This window comes from Microbulbifer epialgicus, assembly GCF_041447265.1.
Taxonomy (GTDB): domain Bacteria; phylum Pseudomonadota; class Gammaproteobacteria; order Pseudomonadales; family Cellvibrionaceae; genus Microbulbifer; species Microbulbifer epialgicus.
This window is the reverse complement of sequence record NZ_JBGMEK010000017.1, coordinates 1-18,035: the sequence shown is the minus strand read 5'-3', so window position 1 is coordinate 18,035 and position 18,035 is coordinate 1. Positions and strand designations below refer to the sequence as shown.

Sequence of the window (18,035 nt, the reverse complement as noted above, 5' to 3'; positions counted from 1 at the left end):
GAACTTCTGTTAGGGCTCCGGCTATTAAAAAGCCATGAATCTCTCCCCCCTCTAATCCGAAGGATTTACAGTTCGTTGTGTATTTTGTTGAGTGAATGGCCCAGGCCGCCAAGGCCTCCATTGTGATCATTTTTACGGGCTTTGGCGGGGATGTATAAGAGAGGAAGGATCGTTATGGTGTGGGGGGGCAGGTGCTCAATCCCCTTTTCCAGGCTTGGATGTTTTCCACTACACCATTGAGCAAGCGTTGGCGGCTTTCGCGGCTGATCCAGGCATTATGGGGAGTGATGATCAGGTTGGGAATATCATTTTCTAGCAAAAGGTGGCTTGCTGGTGGTGGTTCCTCACTGAGTACATCAAGGGCGGCGCCGCCCAGTCGCCCATTGCGCAGAGCATCGGCCACCGCGCCTTCATCCACCAAGCCGCCACGAGCGGTATTGACCAACAGGGCACCGGGCTTCATTGCGGAAATAAAAGCGTGGTCAATCAGTTTTTCAGTTTTCTCGGTGAGGGGGCAGTGCAGGCTAATAACATCGGATTCTGCCTGTAATTGCTCCAAGGGCACGCGTTTTTCCCTTACATTTCCGTCGAAAGATTCGGCGATCAAAACTCGCATTTCCAACGCTTCTCCCAATCGGGCAACTCTTTTCCCCAACTCCCCGTAACCGATAATACCGAGAGTTTTACCTGACAATTCCACTACCGGGTGATCCAGCAGGCAGAAAATTTCCGACTGGCTCCAGCGCCCGGCCATCACGTCCTGGTGGTAGTGGTGCCAACGGGAGGCGAGTGCCAGTATTAGTGCCAGGGTATGTTGTGGGACTGAACTACCGGCGTAGCCTTTAACATTGCGTACCGGTATGTCGAAGTCGGCTGCGGCTTCTAGATCGATATTGTTAGTGCCGGTGGCACAGACACAAATCAGTTTGAGCTTGTGGGCCTGAGCTAGAATAGAGCGGTCTAATATAACTTTGTTGGTAATTACTACCTCGGCATTGGCGATGCGCTCGGAGGTTTGGGCGGCGGAAGTGTTATCAAAGAAATCCCAGTGGTCTAGACTGTTTTTCAGGGCCGACGTGTCTAATTCCTCCAACTTCATTGTCATTGCATCTAGAAAAACGCCACGCATAGGACCTCCTTAGTCTCTGTGTAAGGTACGGGCATGCTACGGTAGTGGGTGTCAATTGCAATGGCTTCCCTGGTTGAGGCTGCGATCTGTCCAGTGTGGGTGGCTACGGTTTGTTTGTCGGGCCTTTCTGTCGCAATTGAAGAGGGCTCTTAATGGGAATATCGGTAACCGCGGCAACACTGGTTCTGGTATCGGCATTTCTTCACGCGGGATGGAATCTATTAGGAAAATCCCGCACCCCTTCCCCGGCATTTTTCTGCATTGCCACATTGAGTGTGGGTTTAATACTGTTTCCCTTCGGTTTTTGGGTAGTGTCCCAGGCGCAGGCATTGCCGCGTGCATTTTGGCTCTTGTTGTTGAGCAGCGGCTTTTTCCAAATGGTTTACATGGGCGGTTTGGCGTTGGCATACCAACGAGCCAACATGGGGCTGGTTTATCCGATAGCGCGCGCGTTGCCTGTATTACTGGTGGCGTTGGCAATGGCTCTGTTGGGGCAGGCGTTGCCGTGGTTGGCCTGGCTTGGCATGTTACTGGTTACCATTGGCTGCCTGCTGGTGCCTCTAGTGTATTTTCGCCAGTGGCATTGGCGTGCTTACTGGCGTGCCGATTGCGCCTGGGCCCTGGTGGCGGCACTGGGCACGGTAGGCTATTCACTGGCGGATAAGGGGGCTTTGCTCCACTTGGAGGCGGCGCTCGGCGGTGCAGTGCCGCCTATGGCGATGGCATACTGTTATCTGGGCATGCAGTTCCTGGCCTGTGGGCTGTGGCTCCTTTTGGGTTGTCTCGGAAGTACCGGGCGCGCCCAGTTGGTTCAGAGTCTGGGAGACTTGAAACTGGCACTTGTAACAGGTCTGATGATGGGGGCCACTTACGGCTTAGTGCTGCTGGCAATGGCGATGACGGAAAACGTGAGCTATGTGGTGGCCTTGCGCCAGCTCAGTATCCCGCTGGGGGTTGGCTTGGGGATCTGGTTGTTGAAAGAGCCGGCATATAGACCACAACTGCTGGGGGTGGGACTGGTTTGCGCCGGCCTGATTGCGGTGTCACTGCGTTAGGGCGGGTGGCCCCGCCCATGCAGTGAGTTACATTACCCGCATGCCCGGCTTGGCACCTTCGTGGGGCTCGAGGATCCACAAGTCTTTGCCGCCGGGTCCGGCGGCCAACACCATACCTTCACTTACACCGAAGCGCATCTTGCGTGGCGCCAAGTTGGCGACCATAACGGTGTGCTTACCCTCCAAATCCTCAGGGGTATAGGCGCTCTTGATTCCGGCGAACACTTGGCGGGTTTCACCGCCCAGATCCAGGGTCAGGCGTAGCAATTTGCCGGCGCCCTCAACATGCTCTGCCTTGGCGATTAGGGCAATGCGCAAGTCCACTTTGGCAAAATCTTCAAACTGGATTTGCTCAGCGATAGGGTCGTCGGCCAGGGGGCCTTTAGCTGCTTTCGACTCGGATCGTAGTTGTGCAAGGGATTCTTTAGCGGCATCCATCACTGCATCTACCTGGGTTTTTTCCACGCGCTGTAAGAGCGGCTTGAACTTCTTGATTTCGTGGTCTGTCAGCGGGGTGATGGCGCTTTTCCAGTCCAGTTCGCTGTTGAGGAATTCCGCTGCTTTCTGTGCGGTATTGGGCAGTACCGGGGCCAGCCAGGTAATCAGGGCGCGGAACATATTCACACCCTGGGAGCAGATTGTCAGCACCTCGGCTTCGGTGCCTTCCTTTTTGGCCAGGGACCAGGGGGCTTTATCGGCGATCCAGGCGTTGGCGGCGTCCGCCAGGGCCATAATATCGCGCATGGCGCGGGCATATTCGCGTTGTTCGTAGTAGTCGGCAATACGTGGTGCAGCTTCTGCAAACTGGGCCCACAGCTGTTTATCGGCCAGCTCTGCGGCCAGCTTTCCTCCGGCCTTGCTTACAAACTTGGCGGTACGCGAGGCGATATTAACCACCTTGCCAACCAGGTCTGAATTTACCTTGGCGATAAAGTCATCCAGGTTTAGATCCAGGTCGTCCACACCTGCGGTGAGTTTGGCGGCAAAGTAGTAGCGCAGGTATTCTGGATTCAGGTGGTCCAGGTAGTTGCGGGCATTGATAAATGTACCGCGGGACTTGGACATCTTTTTGCCATTTACCGTCAGGAAGCCGTGTACACACACCTTGTGGGGGGTGCGGAAGTCTGCGGAGTTCAACATTGCCGGCCAGAATAGGGCGTGGAAGTTGACGATATCCTTGCCGATAAAGTGGTAGACCTCGGCGTCGCTGTCTTTTTTCCAATATTCCAGCCAATCGCTACCATTTTTGTCGCAATAATTCTTCAGGCTGGCCATATAGCCAATCGGAGCATCCAGCCATACGTAGAAATATTTGCCCGGTGCATCCGGGATCTCAAAACCGAAGTATGGCGCGTCGCGGGAGATATCCCACTCCTGCAGCCCCTCTTCGAGCCACTCTGCCAGCTTATTGGCTACTTCATCCTGCAGGGTGCCGGAGCGGGTCCAGTCACGCAGAAACTCGGTAAAAGCGGGTAGGGTAAAGAAGAAATGCTCGGATTCTTTCTCAACCGGGGTGGCGCCGGAGATTGCGGAAATTGGGTCGATCAGTTCTGTGGGACTGTAGGTGGCACCGCAGGCCTCACAGTTGTCACCGTATTGGTCGGGTGTGCTGCAGCGTGGACAGATACCCTTGATATAACGGTCCGCCAGAAATAGTTGCTTGTCCGGGTCGAAAGCCTGGGTGATGGTACGAGAGGCGATATGCCCATTCTCGCTGAGGCGGCGATAGATCATGGAGGACAGTTCACGGTTTTCCGCCGAGTGGGTGGAGTGGTAGTTATCCACGCCAATTAGGAAGTCGGCGAAATCCCGCTCATGTTCCGCTTGCATAATGGCGATGTGCTGCTCCGGAGTCAGGCCCAACTGTTCGGCCTTTAGCATGATTGCGGTGCCATGTGCATCGTCTGCACAGATGTACAGGCAGTCGTTGCCGCGCGCACGCTGGAAGCGCGCCCATATGTCGGTCTGGATATATTCGAGTATGTGGCCCAGGTGCAGTGAGCCATTGGCGTAAGGGAGTGCGCTGGTGACTAGGATTTTGCGCGTATCGGGCATCGGTTTTTCCATCGCTGAGGGGTTGCGGCCGGAGGCTCCGCTGGAGCGGCCGGAGAACATCAAAAGACCGCGGAATATAGCAGATTTGTGCTATGCCGGGGAGGTGTGGGGGGATGACGCCGGATTGATCCGGTCGCTAGCGCTGAACCGATTCATCCGACACAATGCGTCCCAGACAAGAAGCACCAAGAGGGAGATACCGTGAGCGATCATCACGACCATGAAGAGCTACCAATGGAAGTTCAGGCGGAACTGGAGCGCTTGGCAGAGTGCCTAGGTCAGTTGCACGATTCGGCCAGTGGGTTGTTGCTGGACGAGTTGGATGCGGACATCGAGGTGGGTTACGAGGGCGACACAGTGCTTGTCGGCATTACCCTCGGCTATCCCTGTGCAAGTCAGGAGGAATCTTGGCGCAAGAGGGTGATGGAGGCCTGCGAGCCCCTGTTGAAGAGTGGCCCCCTTGGTGGTAGCAGCCTGCAATTTGAGCTCTTCAGTGATATCCCTGCGACGTCGTCGCCGAATGCCCCAGAGCCATTACAAGGGGTAAAAAATATTGTTGCGGTGGCGTCGGGCAAGGGGGGCGTGGGCAAGTCCACCACTGCGGTGAACCTGGCCCTGGCCCTGGCATCAGAGGGCGCACGGGTTGGATTACTTGATGCAGATATTTATGGTCCCAGCCTGCCGACCATGCTCGGCACTGAAGGCGTGCGCCCCCATGTCAAAGAACAGAAGTTTTTTGTGCCAGTGGATGGGCAGGGAATCGAGACTATGTCTTTGGGCTATTTGATGACAGAGGAAACGCCAGCCGTGTGGCGCGGTCCTATGGCAAGTGGCGCGCTCAACCAGATTCTCACCCAAACTCTCTGGTGTGATGCCAAAGAGGAGTTGGATTACCTGATTGTAGATATGCCCCCAGGCACTGGTGATATCCAGCTGACATTGGCGCAAAAAACTACTCTGGCCGGTGCAGTGATTGTAACTACTCCCCAGGACCTGGCTCTTAAAGATGCGATTAAGGGCGTGGAAATGTTCCGCAAGGTCTCGGTGCCAGTACTCGGCATCGTCGAAAATATGGCCCTGCACACTTGCTCCAAGTGCGGCCACAGCGAGCCCATTTTTGGTGTTGGCGGGGGGGAGCGTATTGCTGAAGAGTACAATACGCACCTGCTCGGAGAATTGCCACTGGCACAGAAAATTCGTGCTGATGTAGACAGTGGTTGTCCCAGTGTTACCGCTGACCCAGAGAGCGAAATTGCCGGTTTTTATAGGGAAATTGCCCGCAAGACTGCAGCGCAGGTCTGGCTCAATGCCAGTAGTGATGAGAATCTTCCAGAAATCGAAATAAGTTGAGCCCAATCGCGATGCCGATCACAAAGCATTAATTTTTTTATTTTTGTGGTTTTTCGAGGGAGTAAATGTCCCTATATTGATGCCCTCTGGCACACTTCTTATGAAGTTTCTTGCAGTGTGAGGAGCGTTTCCCATAATGGCCGGGCCCGCGGTCCGGACATTATGTGTTTGCTGCCAGCTCAAAATTACGCGCTCAGTGCCCGTCCATTGTATGGATATATTGTTGGTAGTTAAGGGTGAAGCTGTTGCATAGGGAATGCAAGGTTAGCTAGCTGTCCGTATTTCAGTGTTTCGTTACGAATCCGCCTGAAGCCTGGCAAACAATCGTGTTTTTTTCCCTCCTTGCCTCCCATGCAAGAAAAAGTAAGTATCTTTACTGTATTTTTGTCGGTGACCGTCAAATTTATTACGAGATCTCCTTTGTAAACACAATAATGTTTGGGAGAGAGTTCAATTATACTGCGCGAATTTCTTTTGCATGATGTGGTAACAGCTCGGCAGGTCGGCACAATTTGTCGGGATGTAGCGATAAAATCAGGAGTGTGCAAGTTGTCCTCCGGCAGCCGCGCTGGCCGTTGTTGCGGGTGAGACTCAACCGGGCATTGCAGAAGCTGTAGTCGATAAAAATAACAAAGACAGAAGCGCGAGTGCTTTCATCAATGAATTTTCATATTAGCTATCGACCGATAGGGGGTATAGCGCGGGTATTATTTTATGGGTCGGTGGGGTTTGCGGAAAAGATGGAGGCCGCGGCCCGGCTTGTGGAAAAATACCGCCACAGGGTGCCGTTGCGTGTGCTCTTGGATCTGCGATATGCGCACTCCAAAGTCACTCTGGAGGAGCAGCGGCAGTTCACCACTTATATTGCAGAACACCCGGTGCTACGGCGCGCATATATCGCCGTGTTGCACCCGCGTAGCCGTTGTACTTCGCCGCTGGCGACACGAGGCACCTGTTTGTGTCGACACAGCTCGAGGGAGTTTGTGGCAGAGGGCGAAGCTGAGGCCTGGCTCACCCAGATCAAGGGTGGAGGCAGGCCCGTGGCACTTTAGCCGCTTTAAGCCTGCTGAGCCTGGGCGCGCTGTATTTCGGCCTGGCGATGACGCTCTTCCTTTTTCTGCTGGCGCTTGTTGGCGGTCAGTTCGCGGGCATCTTGGCCCATATGCTTTTCACCGCGTTGCATGGCCAGTTGGATCTGTTTTTCGCGCTCGCGGAAACGAGCGCGATCAGCATCGTCCACTTTATCGTGGCAGTGTGGACAGCTTACGCCCTGTTCGTACAGTGGGGATTGCTGATCTTCCTCGGTGATTGGCATTCGGCAGGCGTTGCACTGGTCGTACTGGCCGCGTTTCAGATCGTGGTTGACAGTGATGCGTTCGTCAAAAACAAAGCACTCTCCCTCCCACAGGGACTCCTCCCTAGGCACTTCTTCCAGGTACTTCAAGATACCGCCGTGCAGGTGGTAGACCTCTTCAAAGCCCTGTTCCTTCATGTAGGCTGTGGATTTTTCGCAACGAATGCCGCCAGTGCAGAACATGGCTACCTTCTTGTGCTTGGCCGGGTTCAGGTTGTCTTTGACATACTGGGGAAACTCGCGGAAGGTGTTGGTCTTGGGGTTGATTGAGTCCTTGAAAGTACCCACTTGAAATTCGTAGTCATTGCGGGTGTCAACTACAACGACCTCGGGGTCACTGATCAGGGCGTTCCAGTCTTTGGGCTTGACGTAAGTGCCTACAACGCGGAGTGGATCAATACCCTCCACCCCCATAGTGACAATTTCTCTCTTCAACTTGACCTTGCTTCGCAGGAAGGGAATCTTGCGGGTGTAGGATTCCTTGTAGTCCAGGTCGGTTAAGCGCTTATCTGATTTTAGATGCGCCAGGAGTGCATCTATGCCCTCGCGAGAGCCGGCAACGGTACCGTTGATGCCTTCGTTGGCTAGCAGTAGGGTACCGCGCACTTGGTATTCCAGCATGACGTTCAGCAGGGGCGTGCGCAGGGATTCGAATCCTTCCAGGGTGACGAATTTATAGAGCGCGCACACAACGAATTGGTCCATGGTACTTCCTCAATAGCGGGCCGGAGCGTAAATCCGGAGCAGAAAAAATCGCCGCGCATTTTATCGCAAAAAAAACAGCTTGTCGTACATTTAGCAGGCGGTTCAGAGGCTACCCGGATGCAGATTTGTGGTTGACCGGAAGGCTGCAAGTTGTCAAAGTTCTGGCCGAAATTTCAGGGTCACAGCGAGGCGAACCCCATGGGTGAAGAATTTGCACCGAAAGAGTCGGAGTTAAGCCAGGTCTACCGAGAGGGCGAGGTTTCCGTTCAGATTGATATATATGAAGATGGCGAGGGTGGCTGGCTGCTCGAGATTGTCGATGAGTTTAACAACTCCACCGTGTGGGAAGACTCGTTCGATACAGAAAAGGAGGCCTTGGATGAGGCCATGGATGCCTTGCGTGAGGAAGGCATTGCTACTTTTGTAGGCCCCGTCCAGGAAGTGGATGGCAACTGGTAAGTCACCATATTTGGTGCTGCGCAGGCAGCACCGGGGGCCGGGCTTAAACTGTATTGTGAGGTGCCACCAAATCTAGTGCTATGGTTATGGTGAGAAGGGAATCGCGATTGTGTGACAGCACAGCCAATCAAAGCGCCGTCGCGAGGCAACTGCGGAATCTTTGTCTCCGACGGTGCTACCCAGCTTGCGGTTACCTTGCCAATGAAACTGTGCTGTTTATTATTCCTTTTGCTTCTACAGATCTTACCTGCCTCGGCAGACCCCCTGCTCCTTTCCAACCGGCAAGTGCTTGATACCGGCCTAAAAGAGGCCCGCTTGATTTCTGAATTACATGGTTACGCCATAGTAGCGGGGCGACAATGTGTGGACTGTGATGAAAATCTGGCGATTTATATCCAGCGTATTGCCCGGCCGGGTGAAAGTGCGACTGGGACACAAAACGATAGTGGTTCTGACCGATATACCTACCCCGGTCGCTATATCGACTATTTGACCAAAAAACTGGTGGAAAAAACTCGGATGTTTTACGGCTACTGTTATGAGGGGCAGCCCTCTCTCTTGTGGCTAACGGAATACTTCACCGGTGACAGGTGGGTTAAATCCGAGTACTTGATTTTACTGGGAGATGATGGGCTCGAGCATCGTTATAACGAGGATAAGCAGCCGAGTACTTTTCACCTGGAAAATGAAGATTGCAGGGAGCTTCGGGGTATTTTTGCGGAAATGGAGCCTTAGTGGGTGTTTAGGGGAAATATTAGGCGCCTTGAAGCCTGTCATTCCCAAAGTTAAGAAATCGAATAAAAAGATGCTCTTCTCATAAATAACCAATTGGATTAAGCGGGTCGAAAAATTGCAATTGTTTAAAACATTGCATTATTTACTACTAGGTCGGAAGTAAAAAAATACTGAGTAACAGCTACATAATAAAAAAAACCCCGCTGGAGGGCGGGGTTAAAAGGGTCGTTGAAATCAGTTCTGCTTACTTTACCGGCTCAAAAACAATCTTCAGTTTTTTCTTGCCCCAGGCGCGGGCTTTTCGTATATCTTTCTCCATCCAAACGTCAATACGGTTGGTGAAGCGCTTGTTCATACGGTCACGAACAGTGTAAGTGCCGGGCAGACCCTCAATCTTTACTTTGGCACCGTTGGTCAGGCCGTGCTTTTCCAGGTCACGGGAAACGGCGATGATTTTGTCGCCAGGGCGCAGGCGGTTGTTCCAGGCAGCTACCCAGGGATCGCTGTCAGTTTGGCCCGGTACGGAGTTATAGGCGGTTGCATCGACAATCATGGTTTTTTTGATTGCCGCGGAAGCGTTGACACTTACACCAATAGCAAGAAGAGCGGCGAGGAAAAAAGCTGTATTACGCAGAGTCTGTTTCATGATGTCCCATTACCTCCAGGAATCAAATGGTCACAAGCCAAAAGGCGCTTGTGAAATTTCCAAGTATTTTTGGAAATCGTTGATCAATATTTAATCAACGCTGGCTATATTACTGGCGATTTAGGGCGTATCAACTTTTTCTTATTTGACGACAAATGACTGCGAGAAATGGCTGGTTATTTTCCGGGGGGGGAACTTTTATTTTATATAGTCCATTTAAGAGGTGGTTTATTCCGATTATTTGTTTTTTGTTATCTTTAAAAAGAGATGATATGGCAAAAACTTGGTAAATAGTTCCAGGCCCCAAAATTCGACTGACAGCGATGTCATCCTACGGATTGTCAATTGTAGTGAGGATTGGCTTTCTAATTAGTGGCAAAAAAGTAAAAAATTTCTCTGCAATTATTTGTGACTATCTCTTCAAAACGCTCACATTCGTACCATATCAGGGCTTTTGGCGAGGCGACCGGTTCGTCACAATACCGGACAAGCTTTATTTACACTGGTAGTTTGAGAGGTTAAAGGGTGGTTTCTGAGTTCTGCTCTATAGGTTCCACTTGCTGGCGGAGTGTGGTGAGGTAGTCACTATCCTCCTCTAGGTCCGGCAGCTTGTGTTGGAGATCCAGCTTTACTGCTTTTTCCAGCCAAGTGATAGCTTCCTCCAGGTTTCCTTGCCATTCACAGACTTGCCCGATATTGAAGTAAGTAATCGCGAGGTTGTGCCACTCCTGTTGGGCCGACAACCCGTCCACGGCACTCTTATAAAGGAAGTAAGCAGTATTCAGCAGGTGGGTGCGCTGGGTTACGGTCTCTTCGTTGGCAGCTTGCTGGTGGTAGGTATGCGCCATAGCGGAGCGCACTCTAGCGGCTGAGTGGGGCAGTTCCGCACCAGAGTCCAGGTAGTTCAGTACAGACTGGAACTGAGCCCGGGCCAGTGGATAGAGATCGGGGCGGGATTTTGCGCCCAAGGCATTTAAAACGATGCCGTAGCGATAGCGTAGGGCCTGTTGGCGGGCTGGATATGGCGACAGCGCCGAGATGGCTTTTTCATAGAAGGGCAGGGCGGCATCAAACTTTCCCTGACGTGCCAGTTTTTCGGCTTCACCGACCCACGCCACTGCACCTTGAGTACCAATGCTGTGGGAACTGGGGCCTTCGAGCCAAGTGTTTTGAGTGATTGAAATAGCGGGCGGCAATATAGCCAGGCTGAGGAGTAGGTAAAGCAGGGTCTGTAAGCGGGAGAAACTTTTGTGCATAAGGATTTCCGCGGGCGTCCCCGGTTGACGGTAACAAGGCCCACATTTGCGGGCCCCCTTACGTCAGTAAATCCCTAGTTGTTGAGTTGTGCCAGCAGTCCCTGTAGAGGGTGGCGCAGGGTGACACCCGCAAAGCGATTGGCTTGGCAGCGACAGGAATACCCGGTGGCGAGGTGGTTATTTCCACCTTCGCTGAGTTTGGGCGCCCAGGATTGCTGGAAGATTACTCGTGAGGTCTCCCTGTGGGTTGCTTCGTGACCGTAGGTGCCGGCCATGCCACAACAGCCTAGATTCGTGGTTTGTAGCTCAAGGCCTAAAGCAGAAAATACCTTTTGCCAGTCATTCAGCGAGGCTGTGGCGTTGGTTTGTTCGCTACAGTGGGGCAACAGTTGGAAGCTGCCGGGGCGGACGCGCTCGCGATGTTGTGTCAGGTGGTCCTGTTGTTCTGCCAGCCATTCCTGCAACAGGTAGACTATTGGTGCGCGCTCGCCGAGGAGTTTCTTGTATTCGGAGCGGTAAGTGAGGGTCATCGAAGGATCGATCCCCACCAAGGGGATGCCACTGTCTGCCAAGTCGTTGAGCATTGCGCTGTTGCCTTCGGCAATCCGCTGGAATTGACGCAGGAAACCATGCACATGCAGTGGTTTGCCGTTGGCGCGGTAAGGAGCGAGTATTGGCACAAAGTCCAGCTGCTTGAGCAGGCGCAGTATATCTGTCACTACATCTGCATCGAAATAACTGGTAAAGGCATCCTGGACGATAATGACTGCACGGCTGCGCTGGGAAGGGCCCAGAGTCTCGAGGCAGGCTTTACTTGCGGTGGGTACACCCAGTTCCCCAAGGGCGGTTTGCAGGGTTTTCTGTGAGAGCTGTGGGCTATCCACCATGCCGAATAGGCGTTCCATCAGGAAAGACACTGGCTTTAATTTCAGTGGCCAATTGTAAAGCTGTGGCAGTTTTGCCAGATGGGGCATCAGGAATTCCAGTCCTCCTACCGCATAATCCTTTAACGGGCGCAGGTAGCGGCTGTAATACAGCTCGAGGAATTTGCTGCGGAACTCCGGTACATCCACTTTGATCGGACACTGCCCAGCGCAGGATTTACACCCCAGACAGCCCTGCATTGCCTCATTCACTTCGTGGTTAAAGTCGTACTCACCGCGTGTTTTGGCTAGAGTATTGACGAAACGCTTGGGCAGGCCGACAAAAAAAGATCGCTCCCGGTATTTACGCGCACTGGCCACCGCATCCACATTGTGTTTGCTTAAAAGACGTAGCCACTCACGCATCAACGAAGCGCGCCCCTTGGGGGAGTGAATCCGATTGCGTGTTGCCTTGTAGGAAGGGCACATGGCATCGTCTGGGTTCCAGTTAAAGCAAGCGCCATTGCCATTGCAGTGCACTCCTTCCTCGTAGCCTTCCCACACATGCGCGGGAATCTGTCGGTCGTGTTCGCCGCGGGTAGCCACCCCATCAATTTTCAGTAGGTTGGTGCTGCTATCAGGAGTAGCAATTTTGCCGGGGTTTAACTGATTATGTGGGTCGAAGGCGGCTTTGACCTTTTGCAGCTCCGGGTAGAGTTCTCCAAAAAACTCCGGCGCGTATTCAGACCTGATCCCCTTGCCGTGCTCACCCCATAGCAGCCCTTTGTATTTTTGTGTGAGAGCTACCACCTGATCGGTAATGGGACGTATTTGAGCAGCCTGCTGTGGATCTTTCATATCGATCGACGGGCGCACATGCAATACGCCGGCATCTACATGGCCGAACATTCCGTAGTCGAGGCCCGCCTCATCTAGTACCGCACGAAACTCGGCGATAAAATCCGCCAGATTTTCCGGTGGTACCGCCGTATCTTCCACAAAGGGAATTGGGCGTTGCTCTCCCTGGGCATTGCCGAGCAAGCCTACAGCCCGCTTGCGCATGGCCCAGATACGATTGACCTGGATGTGGCCGCGAGCAATGGAATAGCCGAAGCTTTTGCCTCGCTGGCCGATGGCTTCTTCGATATGTGCGGTAAATTTCTCCAGTGCGCTCTCCAGCGCCTCTTCGGAATCCGCGGCGTATTCAACCAGGTTGATGCCTTTGACTGGCCTATCTTCAGTTGGGAAAAACTCGCTGACGCTGTGCCACACAATATCCTTCATGGCTAGCTGCAGCACCTTGCTGTCCACCGTTTCGATGGACATTGGACCCGCCGCCATTAAATCTTTGGCATCGCGCAGGGCGTCCTGGAAATGGTCGTATTTCAGATTGACAAGGGCCACGCACTTGGGAATTGGCAGTAGATTGAGTTTCGCCTCTGCAATAAAACCCAGGGTGCCCTCGGAACCACATAAGACGCTATTGAGGTTAAAGCGCTCCCCCTCGTGTATATGCGCCAAATCGTAACCTGTGAGGCAGCGATTCAGCTTTGGGAATTTCTTCTCGATTAATTCGGCTTTTTCTTGTGCGATGGCATCGCAGGTTCTGTGTACTTGGGCAGAGCGGCTGTCCCCGGTGCTGATTTCCCGCAGTGTTGCGGAATCCATCGAAGATGAATGCCACAACTCCCCCCCCATCAGCACGGTGTCCAGTTCCAGTACATGGTTGCGGGTTTTACCGTAAACACAGGAGCCCTGGCCTGAGGCATCGGTATTGATCATGCCGCCGATGGTGGCGCGGTTACTGGTGGACAGCTCCGGGGCAAAGAACAGGCCATGGGGTTTAAGAGCAGCATTTAGCTGATCCTTGACCACTCCGGCCTGCACCCGCACCCAGCGTTCTTCCGTGTTGATTTCCAGGATCTGGTTCATGTGGCGGGAAATATCCACGACCAGCCCATCGGTGAGGGACTGTCCATTGGTACCTGTACCGCCCCCTCTGGGGGAGAGCACAATTGAGTGAAATTCTTCCCGGTCCGCCAGACCAGCCAGCAATTGTAGATCCCGATTATCGCGGGGATACACCACAGCTTGGGGCAATACTTGATAAATGGAATTGTCTGTCGCAAGAACTGTGCGGATGGCATAACTCGGGGTGGTGTCGCCACGAAAACCCGCGTCGGCCAGTTCTTGCAGAAACTGCAAATAGAGCGCCTGAACCTCGTCGACTTCGCGCAATGCTGGAATCATGAGCTAATCCGTACTTTTGGGGAGCTGGGGGCCGCACAAAGGACCAAGAGAGGTTGGAGCAAAAAAGCGCCACCTAGCCGCTCGGTATCAATGCGGCCCTGCATTGTAGCTGCGGTTCGGGTGGGTGCAAGCGAAGCAACCCCACTATTGAACCATTAAAAAATTATACAAAGGTGGTGCTTGTATAACTAATCGTAGCAGGCTATAAAAAAAGAAACATGAACTTTTTCAGCGCAACATCATTATGTATATACAGCTGTTGCCTCAAAAAATCCCGGTGGGGATCAGCCGCTGCGCTGTAGGTGAGCCGGTGCGTTACAACGGTAGCCACAAACACAGTAAAGTGTGCACCCAGTTGCTGAGCAATTGCTTTGATTTGTACACCTATTGCCCCGAGGTGGCGATAGGCATGGGAGTGCCACGACCACCGATTCATTTGATCGTGAGCGACCGCTTGCGCGCAGTGGGTCGGGAAGATCCTGCCATAGATGTTACCGAAGCACTGGAGGACTATGCAGACCAGATAGTTCCAGAGGTGGAGAAACTGCGTGGTTTTATCTTAATGCAAAAATCCCCCAGTTGCGGTGTGCGTACCACACCTCACTATAAGGCGGATGGAAAAGGTGTACTGGCCCATGATTCGGGACTGTTTGCTGCACGCCTGCACCACCACTTTCCTCACCTTCCTCTAGAGGAAGTTGGGCGCCTCAATGCCAGTGATATCCGTGAGAATTTTCTCACTCGCGTATTTGCTTATGATGCCTGGCATCGTTATGTATCCCCGGACCCGCGCCCAGCTCGCGTGATCGGATTTTACACCGCCTATAAATACCTATTGTTGGCTCACTGCCAGCCATTGACTCGCGCTCTTGGCCAGTTTGTTTCCAATACCCGTGCGCTGGAGCCGGAACAGTTTGCCTATCAGGTACTGGGCAAAATTATGGAAATCCTCGGACATCAGGCCAGCCGTAAAGACCGCACCAATGCCCTGATGCACAGCCAGGGGCACCTGAAAGGATATTTAAATAAGGAAGAGAGGGCTGAACTGGCCCGGTTGATTGATGAATATCGCCAGGGACATAAACCTCTGTCTGCAGTACTGACCATGCTGCGCCATTATTTACCCCGCAGCCCCCATCATTTTATCCACAGCCAAGTCCTGCTCGCTGCTGAGCCGGCTGAATTGGGCTTGTGTGAGTTCCGTTGAAAGTCATCATGGCTGATACTGAATTTTCTGAAGAGGCCCGCCTGCCGATTCGCGAAGTGGCCCGCCGCACAGGTGTTCACCCAATGACACTGCGCGCCTGGGAGCGCCGTTACGGTCTGTTGGCTCCGGCCCGCACGCACAAAGGTCACCGCCTCTACAGCGACGGGGAGGTGCGCCGTATTGAGAAAGTGCTGGCTTGTCTCGCGCGAGGGGTGGCCATAGGGCAGGTGCGTGAATTGTTGGAGCGCGGCACGGGCAAAACAGCTTACCTGGAAAAGCGCAACTTGAATAATAGCTGCTGGCAAGAGATTCTCGATGAAACCTGCTCATTACTGCAAGACTTTGCTGAGCCACAATTGCGTTGCCGTGTGGATCAGTGGATTACCGCTTTTCCGCCCCCGCTGCTGTTGGAACATTGGTTAAAGCCCTTACATGCAAAATTAGGGCAACCACGCCTAGAGGAAAGCAGGTCGGCAAAACTCTTTTTATGGCCGCTGTTATATGAACAGTTGCTACTGGCAAACGGAATTGCTCGTAAAAATCTGCGTAAACACAAAAAATCCACCGTTAGTCGGTTGTTATTGATGGATCTACCCGGTGATGATCAGCGGGTATTTCTACAAATGTTTAGTGCCGCGCTGTTCGCCGCAGGTATAGATGTGGTTGTTTTGAGTAATCAGGCAGATTTAAAAAGGGGGGGCAATGTCGTAAAAAAGCTGGATTGTAGAGGGCTGATTTGTTACAGCCATCGGGCACTGCCGAAAAATTTTCTCACACAAGAGTTACTGAACACGGCGCAAGCTCTGGACAAGCCCTTTTGGTTGGCAGGAGATTTTGTTGAGATGCAGCGTGATGATTTGGGTAAGTTAGGGAAAATAGCTAACTCTTCAGTACTGCTGGGCGCCACAGATAGTGTGTTAACCCAACTGCAGGAGCAGCTGATATTATGAGCCGACAATTTCCTTTCTTGGAGCGCGGCTTGGTATGGTTTCGCACTGACCTGCGTATGCACGATAATTCAGCACTTTACCATGCCAGTACACGCTGCAAATGGTTGGCCGCAGTTTTCATTGCCTGCCCCAAAACTTGGAAAAGTCACCATGAAGGCGACACGCTTGTAAATTTTCGTTTAGCCTGTTTGCGCGAGCTGCAAGCGCAATTACAAAATCGTAATATTCCTCTCTATTATCTCGAAATTCCAAAGTTCTCCCAAGTACCTAAAGTCTTAAGGCAAATTTCTCAGCGCCTGAAAATAGATGCGCTGTTTGCCAATGCGGAATATCCGTTAAATGAGCAGTGTCGGGATAAAGCGGTGCAGGATGCATTGAATGAGGAAGGCACCAAGGTTGAATATTATAGTGATCGCACGCTGTTGCCGCCGGGGGCTGTAAGAACAGGTAGCGATGAGCCCTACAAGGTTTTTACTCCTTTTAAGCGCGCTTTGATCCAGGTGTGTGCAGGTATCGAAGTCAAAATTTTACCCGCCCCCAGAAAAATGCTCCAGTCCGATGGCGGACCACACTGGCCTAAGTGGTTAAAGTTGGAGGGGGGAAGGAAGCTAACCCAGAAAATACCTAGCCAGCTCACGCATTATTCAATGGATACTGCTGAAACCGGGGTTGTGAAGGGCTGGAGGACCGGGGAAAGTGCGGCGCAGAAACGGTTGAAGGCATTTAGTGAAAGAGTCAGTGAATATCAGACCGAGCGGGATTTTCCTGCATTGGATAGTACTTCTCGCCTGTCCCCCTATTTAAATAGCGGAGCTATTTCCATCCGCCAGTGCATACATATGGCCTTGAGCCTGAACGATGGCTGTTGGCAGGGGGGCAATGAAGGTATCGCCTGCTGGATCAGTGAGCTGATCTGGCGGGAATTTTATACCCACTTGATGGTGGATTTCCCCCGTTTGAGTAAAGGCAAACCTTTCAAGGAAGAGACCGAGCAGATTCCATGGTCCTACGATAAGGACCAGTTTGATCGCTGGAGCATTGGTGAGACCGGAGTGCCGATTGTGGATGCGGCTATGCGCCAGTTAAATGAAACGGCTTGGATGCATAATCGTTTGCGGATGATTGTTGCCTCCTTCCTGAGTAAGAATATGCTGATCGACTGGCGATGGGGTGAATGTTACTTTATGCAGCAATTGATTGACGCGGACTTTGCTTCCAATAATGGCGGTTGGCAGTGGACCGCCTCTACAGGCACCGATGCAGCTCCCTATTTCCGCGTATTCAACCCATACAGCCAGTCAAAGAGGTTTGATCCAAATGGCAACTTTATTCGCAAGTACGTCCCGGAATTGGCCTCCCTCAATGACAAGGATATCCATGACCCACCACCTGTTCAGGGTTACCCCCAGGTGATATGTGATGTGGCGGCAGGACGTAAACGGGCGATTGAGGTTTTTGCCAAGCTGAAATGAATATATTTATGGGTCGATGTCATGTATTGATGATAGAGAAAGGCCCTTAGAATGTTTCGTCCTCGCTGTGCACAGTAACCGATAACTCCCCGTTCGTATCTGAATCCACTCGAAAAATAATTGGTTTACAGCATACCTGGCAATCCTCGATATACTGCTGAGGCATAACCGAGATGTCGATTAGTACTGTAGGGTACCTCTAAAAATTCACTAATTTCCGGTAAAATAGTCTAAACGCTCACTAGTAAAGGTTATTGTCAAATGCAGCCGAGTTTTTTCGGTCTTGATGACCGCCATCGCAAGCTAAATGAACGTGATCCACTGGTTGCTCTTCGTAAGTTGATTGACTGGGAGGACTTCCGGAGTACTTTGAATAAAATCCCCACACTTCCAAGAAAGAGTAATGCTGGAAGAAGACCCTTTGATAAGGTACTGATGTTCAAGGCACTTGTATTACAGCATTTATATAACCTATCGGATGATGAGCTGGAATATCAGATACGCGATCGATTTTCATTTTGTCGATTTCTCAGCCTAAACCCGGAGGAC

Annotated in this window: 16 protein-coding genes; 9 read left to right on the top strand and 7 right to left on the bottom strand. The window is 52.3% G+C overall.

The window, feature by feature from the left end; all coding sequences use genetic code 11:
• Window positions 1-172: 172 nt before the first annotated feature.
• A complete protein-coding gene (locus ACCI49_RS09640; protein ID WP_371838749.1) occupies window positions 173-1,129 on the bottom strand; it encodes a D-2-hydroxyacid dehydrogenase in 957 nt (318 codons plus the stop codon).
• Window positions 1,130-1,281: 152 nt separating this feature from the next.
• On the opposite strand from ACCI49_RS09640, the gene ACCI49_RS09635 reads away from it, so the two are divergent.
• The gene (locus ACCI49_RS09635) at window positions 1,282-2,184 is read left to right on the top strand and encodes an EamA family transporter (RefSeq protein ID WP_371838748.1); all 903 of its coding nucleotides are present in this window, start codon (window positions 1,282-1,284) and stop codon (window positions 2,182-2,184) included.
• 27 nt (window positions 2,185-2,211) lie between these two features.
• Here ACCI49_RS09635 and metG read toward each other — a convergent pair whose 3' ends face one another.
• Window positions 2,212-4,239: a methionine--tRNA ligase gene (gene metG, locus ACCI49_RS09630; protein ID WP_371838747.1), complete on the bottom strand. Its 2,028-nt coding sequence runs from the start codon at window positions 4,237-4,239 to the stop codon at window positions 2,212-2,214.
• Between the two features lie 234 nt (window positions 4,240-4,473).
• Here metG and apbC point away from each other — a divergent pair, with 234 nt between their 5' ends.
• Both apbC and ACCI49_RS09620 read left to right on the top strand, forming a co-directional pair.
• Entirely contained in the window at window positions 4,474-5,589 is a 1,116-nt protein-coding gene (gene apbC / locus ACCI49_RS09625; RefSeq protein WP_371838805.1) for an iron-sulfur cluster carrier protein ApbC, read from the top strand.
• Window positions 5,590-6,248: 659 nt separating this feature from the next.
• The gene (locus tag ACCI49_RS09620; RefSeq protein ID WP_371838746.1) at window positions 6,249-6,641 is read left to right on the top strand and encodes a hypothetical protein; all 393 of its coding nucleotides are present in this window, start codon (window positions 6,249-6,251) and stop codon (window positions 6,639-6,641) included.
• A 5-nt stretch (window positions 6,642-6,646) separates the two neighbouring features.
• Here ACCI49_RS09620 and trhO read toward each other — a convergent pair whose 3' ends face one another.
• Window positions 6,647-7,648: an oxygen-dependent tRNA uridine(34) hydroxylase TrhO gene (trhO, locus tag ACCI49_RS09615; protein ID WP_371838745.1), complete on the bottom strand. Its 1,002-nt coding sequence runs from the start codon at window positions 7,646-7,648 to the stop codon at window positions 6,647-6,649.
• 198 nt (window positions 7,649-7,846) lie between these two features.
• On the opposite strand from trhO, the gene ACCI49_RS09610 reads away from it, so the two are divergent.
• Together ACCI49_RS09610 and ACCI49_RS09605 are read left to right on the top strand one after the other, a co-directional pair.
• Window positions 7,847-8,107, top strand: coding sequence for a hypothetical protein (locus ACCI49_RS09610; protein WP_371838744.1), 261 nt, complete (start codon window positions 7,847-7,849; stop codon window positions 8,105-8,107).
• A gap of 111 nt (window positions 8,108-8,218) precedes the next feature.
• Complete coding sequence (locus ACCI49_RS09605; protein WP_371838743.1) at window positions 8,219-8,842, top strand: hypothetical protein; 624 nt, start codon at window positions 8,219-8,221, stop codon at window positions 8,840-8,842.
• A 244-nt stretch (window positions 8,843-9,086) separates the two neighbouring features.
• Here the strand turns inward: ACCI49_RS09605 and ACCI49_RS09600 are convergent, their stop codons facing one another.
• From ACCI49_RS09600 to ydiJ, 3 genes are all read right to left on the bottom strand, one after another.
• Complete coding sequence (locus tag ACCI49_RS09600) at window positions 9,087-9,488, bottom strand: 3D domain-containing protein (RefSeq protein ID WP_143729284.1); 402 nt, start codon at window positions 9,486-9,488, stop codon at window positions 9,087-9,089.
• A 518-nt stretch (window positions 9,489-10,006) separates the two neighbouring features.
• On the bottom strand, window positions 10,007-10,744 hold the full coding sequence (locus ACCI49_RS09595; RefSeq protein ID WP_371838742.1) for a tetratricopeptide repeat protein: 738 nt from the start codon (window positions 10,742-10,744) through the stop codon (window positions 10,007-10,009).
• A gap of 74 nt (window positions 10,745-10,818) precedes the next feature.
• Entirely contained in the window at window positions 10,819-13,857 is a 3,039-nt protein-coding gene (gene ydiJ, locus ACCI49_RS09590) for a D-2-hydroxyglutarate dehydrogenase YdiJ (protein ID WP_371838741.1), read from the bottom strand.
• Between the two features lie 244 nt (window positions 13,858-14,101).
• Here ydiJ and ACCI49_RS09585 point away from each other — a divergent pair, with 244 nt between their 5' ends.
• From ACCI49_RS09585 to ACCI49_RS09575, 3 genes are read left to right on the top strand one after another with little or no spacing between them, the layout of a single operon-like run.
• On the top strand, window positions 14,102-15,064 hold the full coding sequence (locus ACCI49_RS09585; protein ID WP_371838740.1) for a YbgA family protein: 963 nt from the start codon (window positions 14,102-14,104) through the stop codon (window positions 15,062-15,064).
• A gap of 8 nt (window positions 15,065-15,072) precedes the next feature.
• Entirely contained in the window at window positions 15,073-16,014 is a 942-nt protein-coding gene (locus ACCI49_RS09580) for a MerR family transcriptional regulator (RefSeq protein ID WP_371838739.1), read from the top strand.
• On the top strand, window positions 16,011-17,486 hold the full coding sequence (locus ACCI49_RS09575; protein WP_371838738.1) for a cryptochrome/photolyase family protein: 1,476 nt from the start codon (window positions 16,011-16,013) through the stop codon (window positions 17,484-17,486). Before ACCI49_RS09580 ends, ACCI49_RS09575 begins: the two co-directional genes overlap by 4 nt.
• A 46-nt stretch (window positions 17,487-17,532) precedes the next feature.
• Here ACCI49_RS09575 and ACCI49_RS09570 read toward each other — a convergent pair whose 3' ends face one another.
• Window positions 17,533-17,652, bottom strand: a complete 120-nt coding sequence (locus ACCI49_RS09570; RefSeq protein ID WP_371838737.1) for a zinc ribbon domain-containing protein — start codon at window positions 17,650-17,652, stop codon at window positions 17,533-17,535.
• Window positions 17,653-17,747: 95 nt separating this feature from the next.
• Between ACCI49_RS09570 and ACCI49_RS09565 the strand changes: the two genes are divergently transcribed.
• Window positions 17,748-18,035: transposase (locus ACCI49_RS09565; protein ID WP_371838736.1), on the top strand; the 288-nt coding region annotated here is incomplete at its 3' end.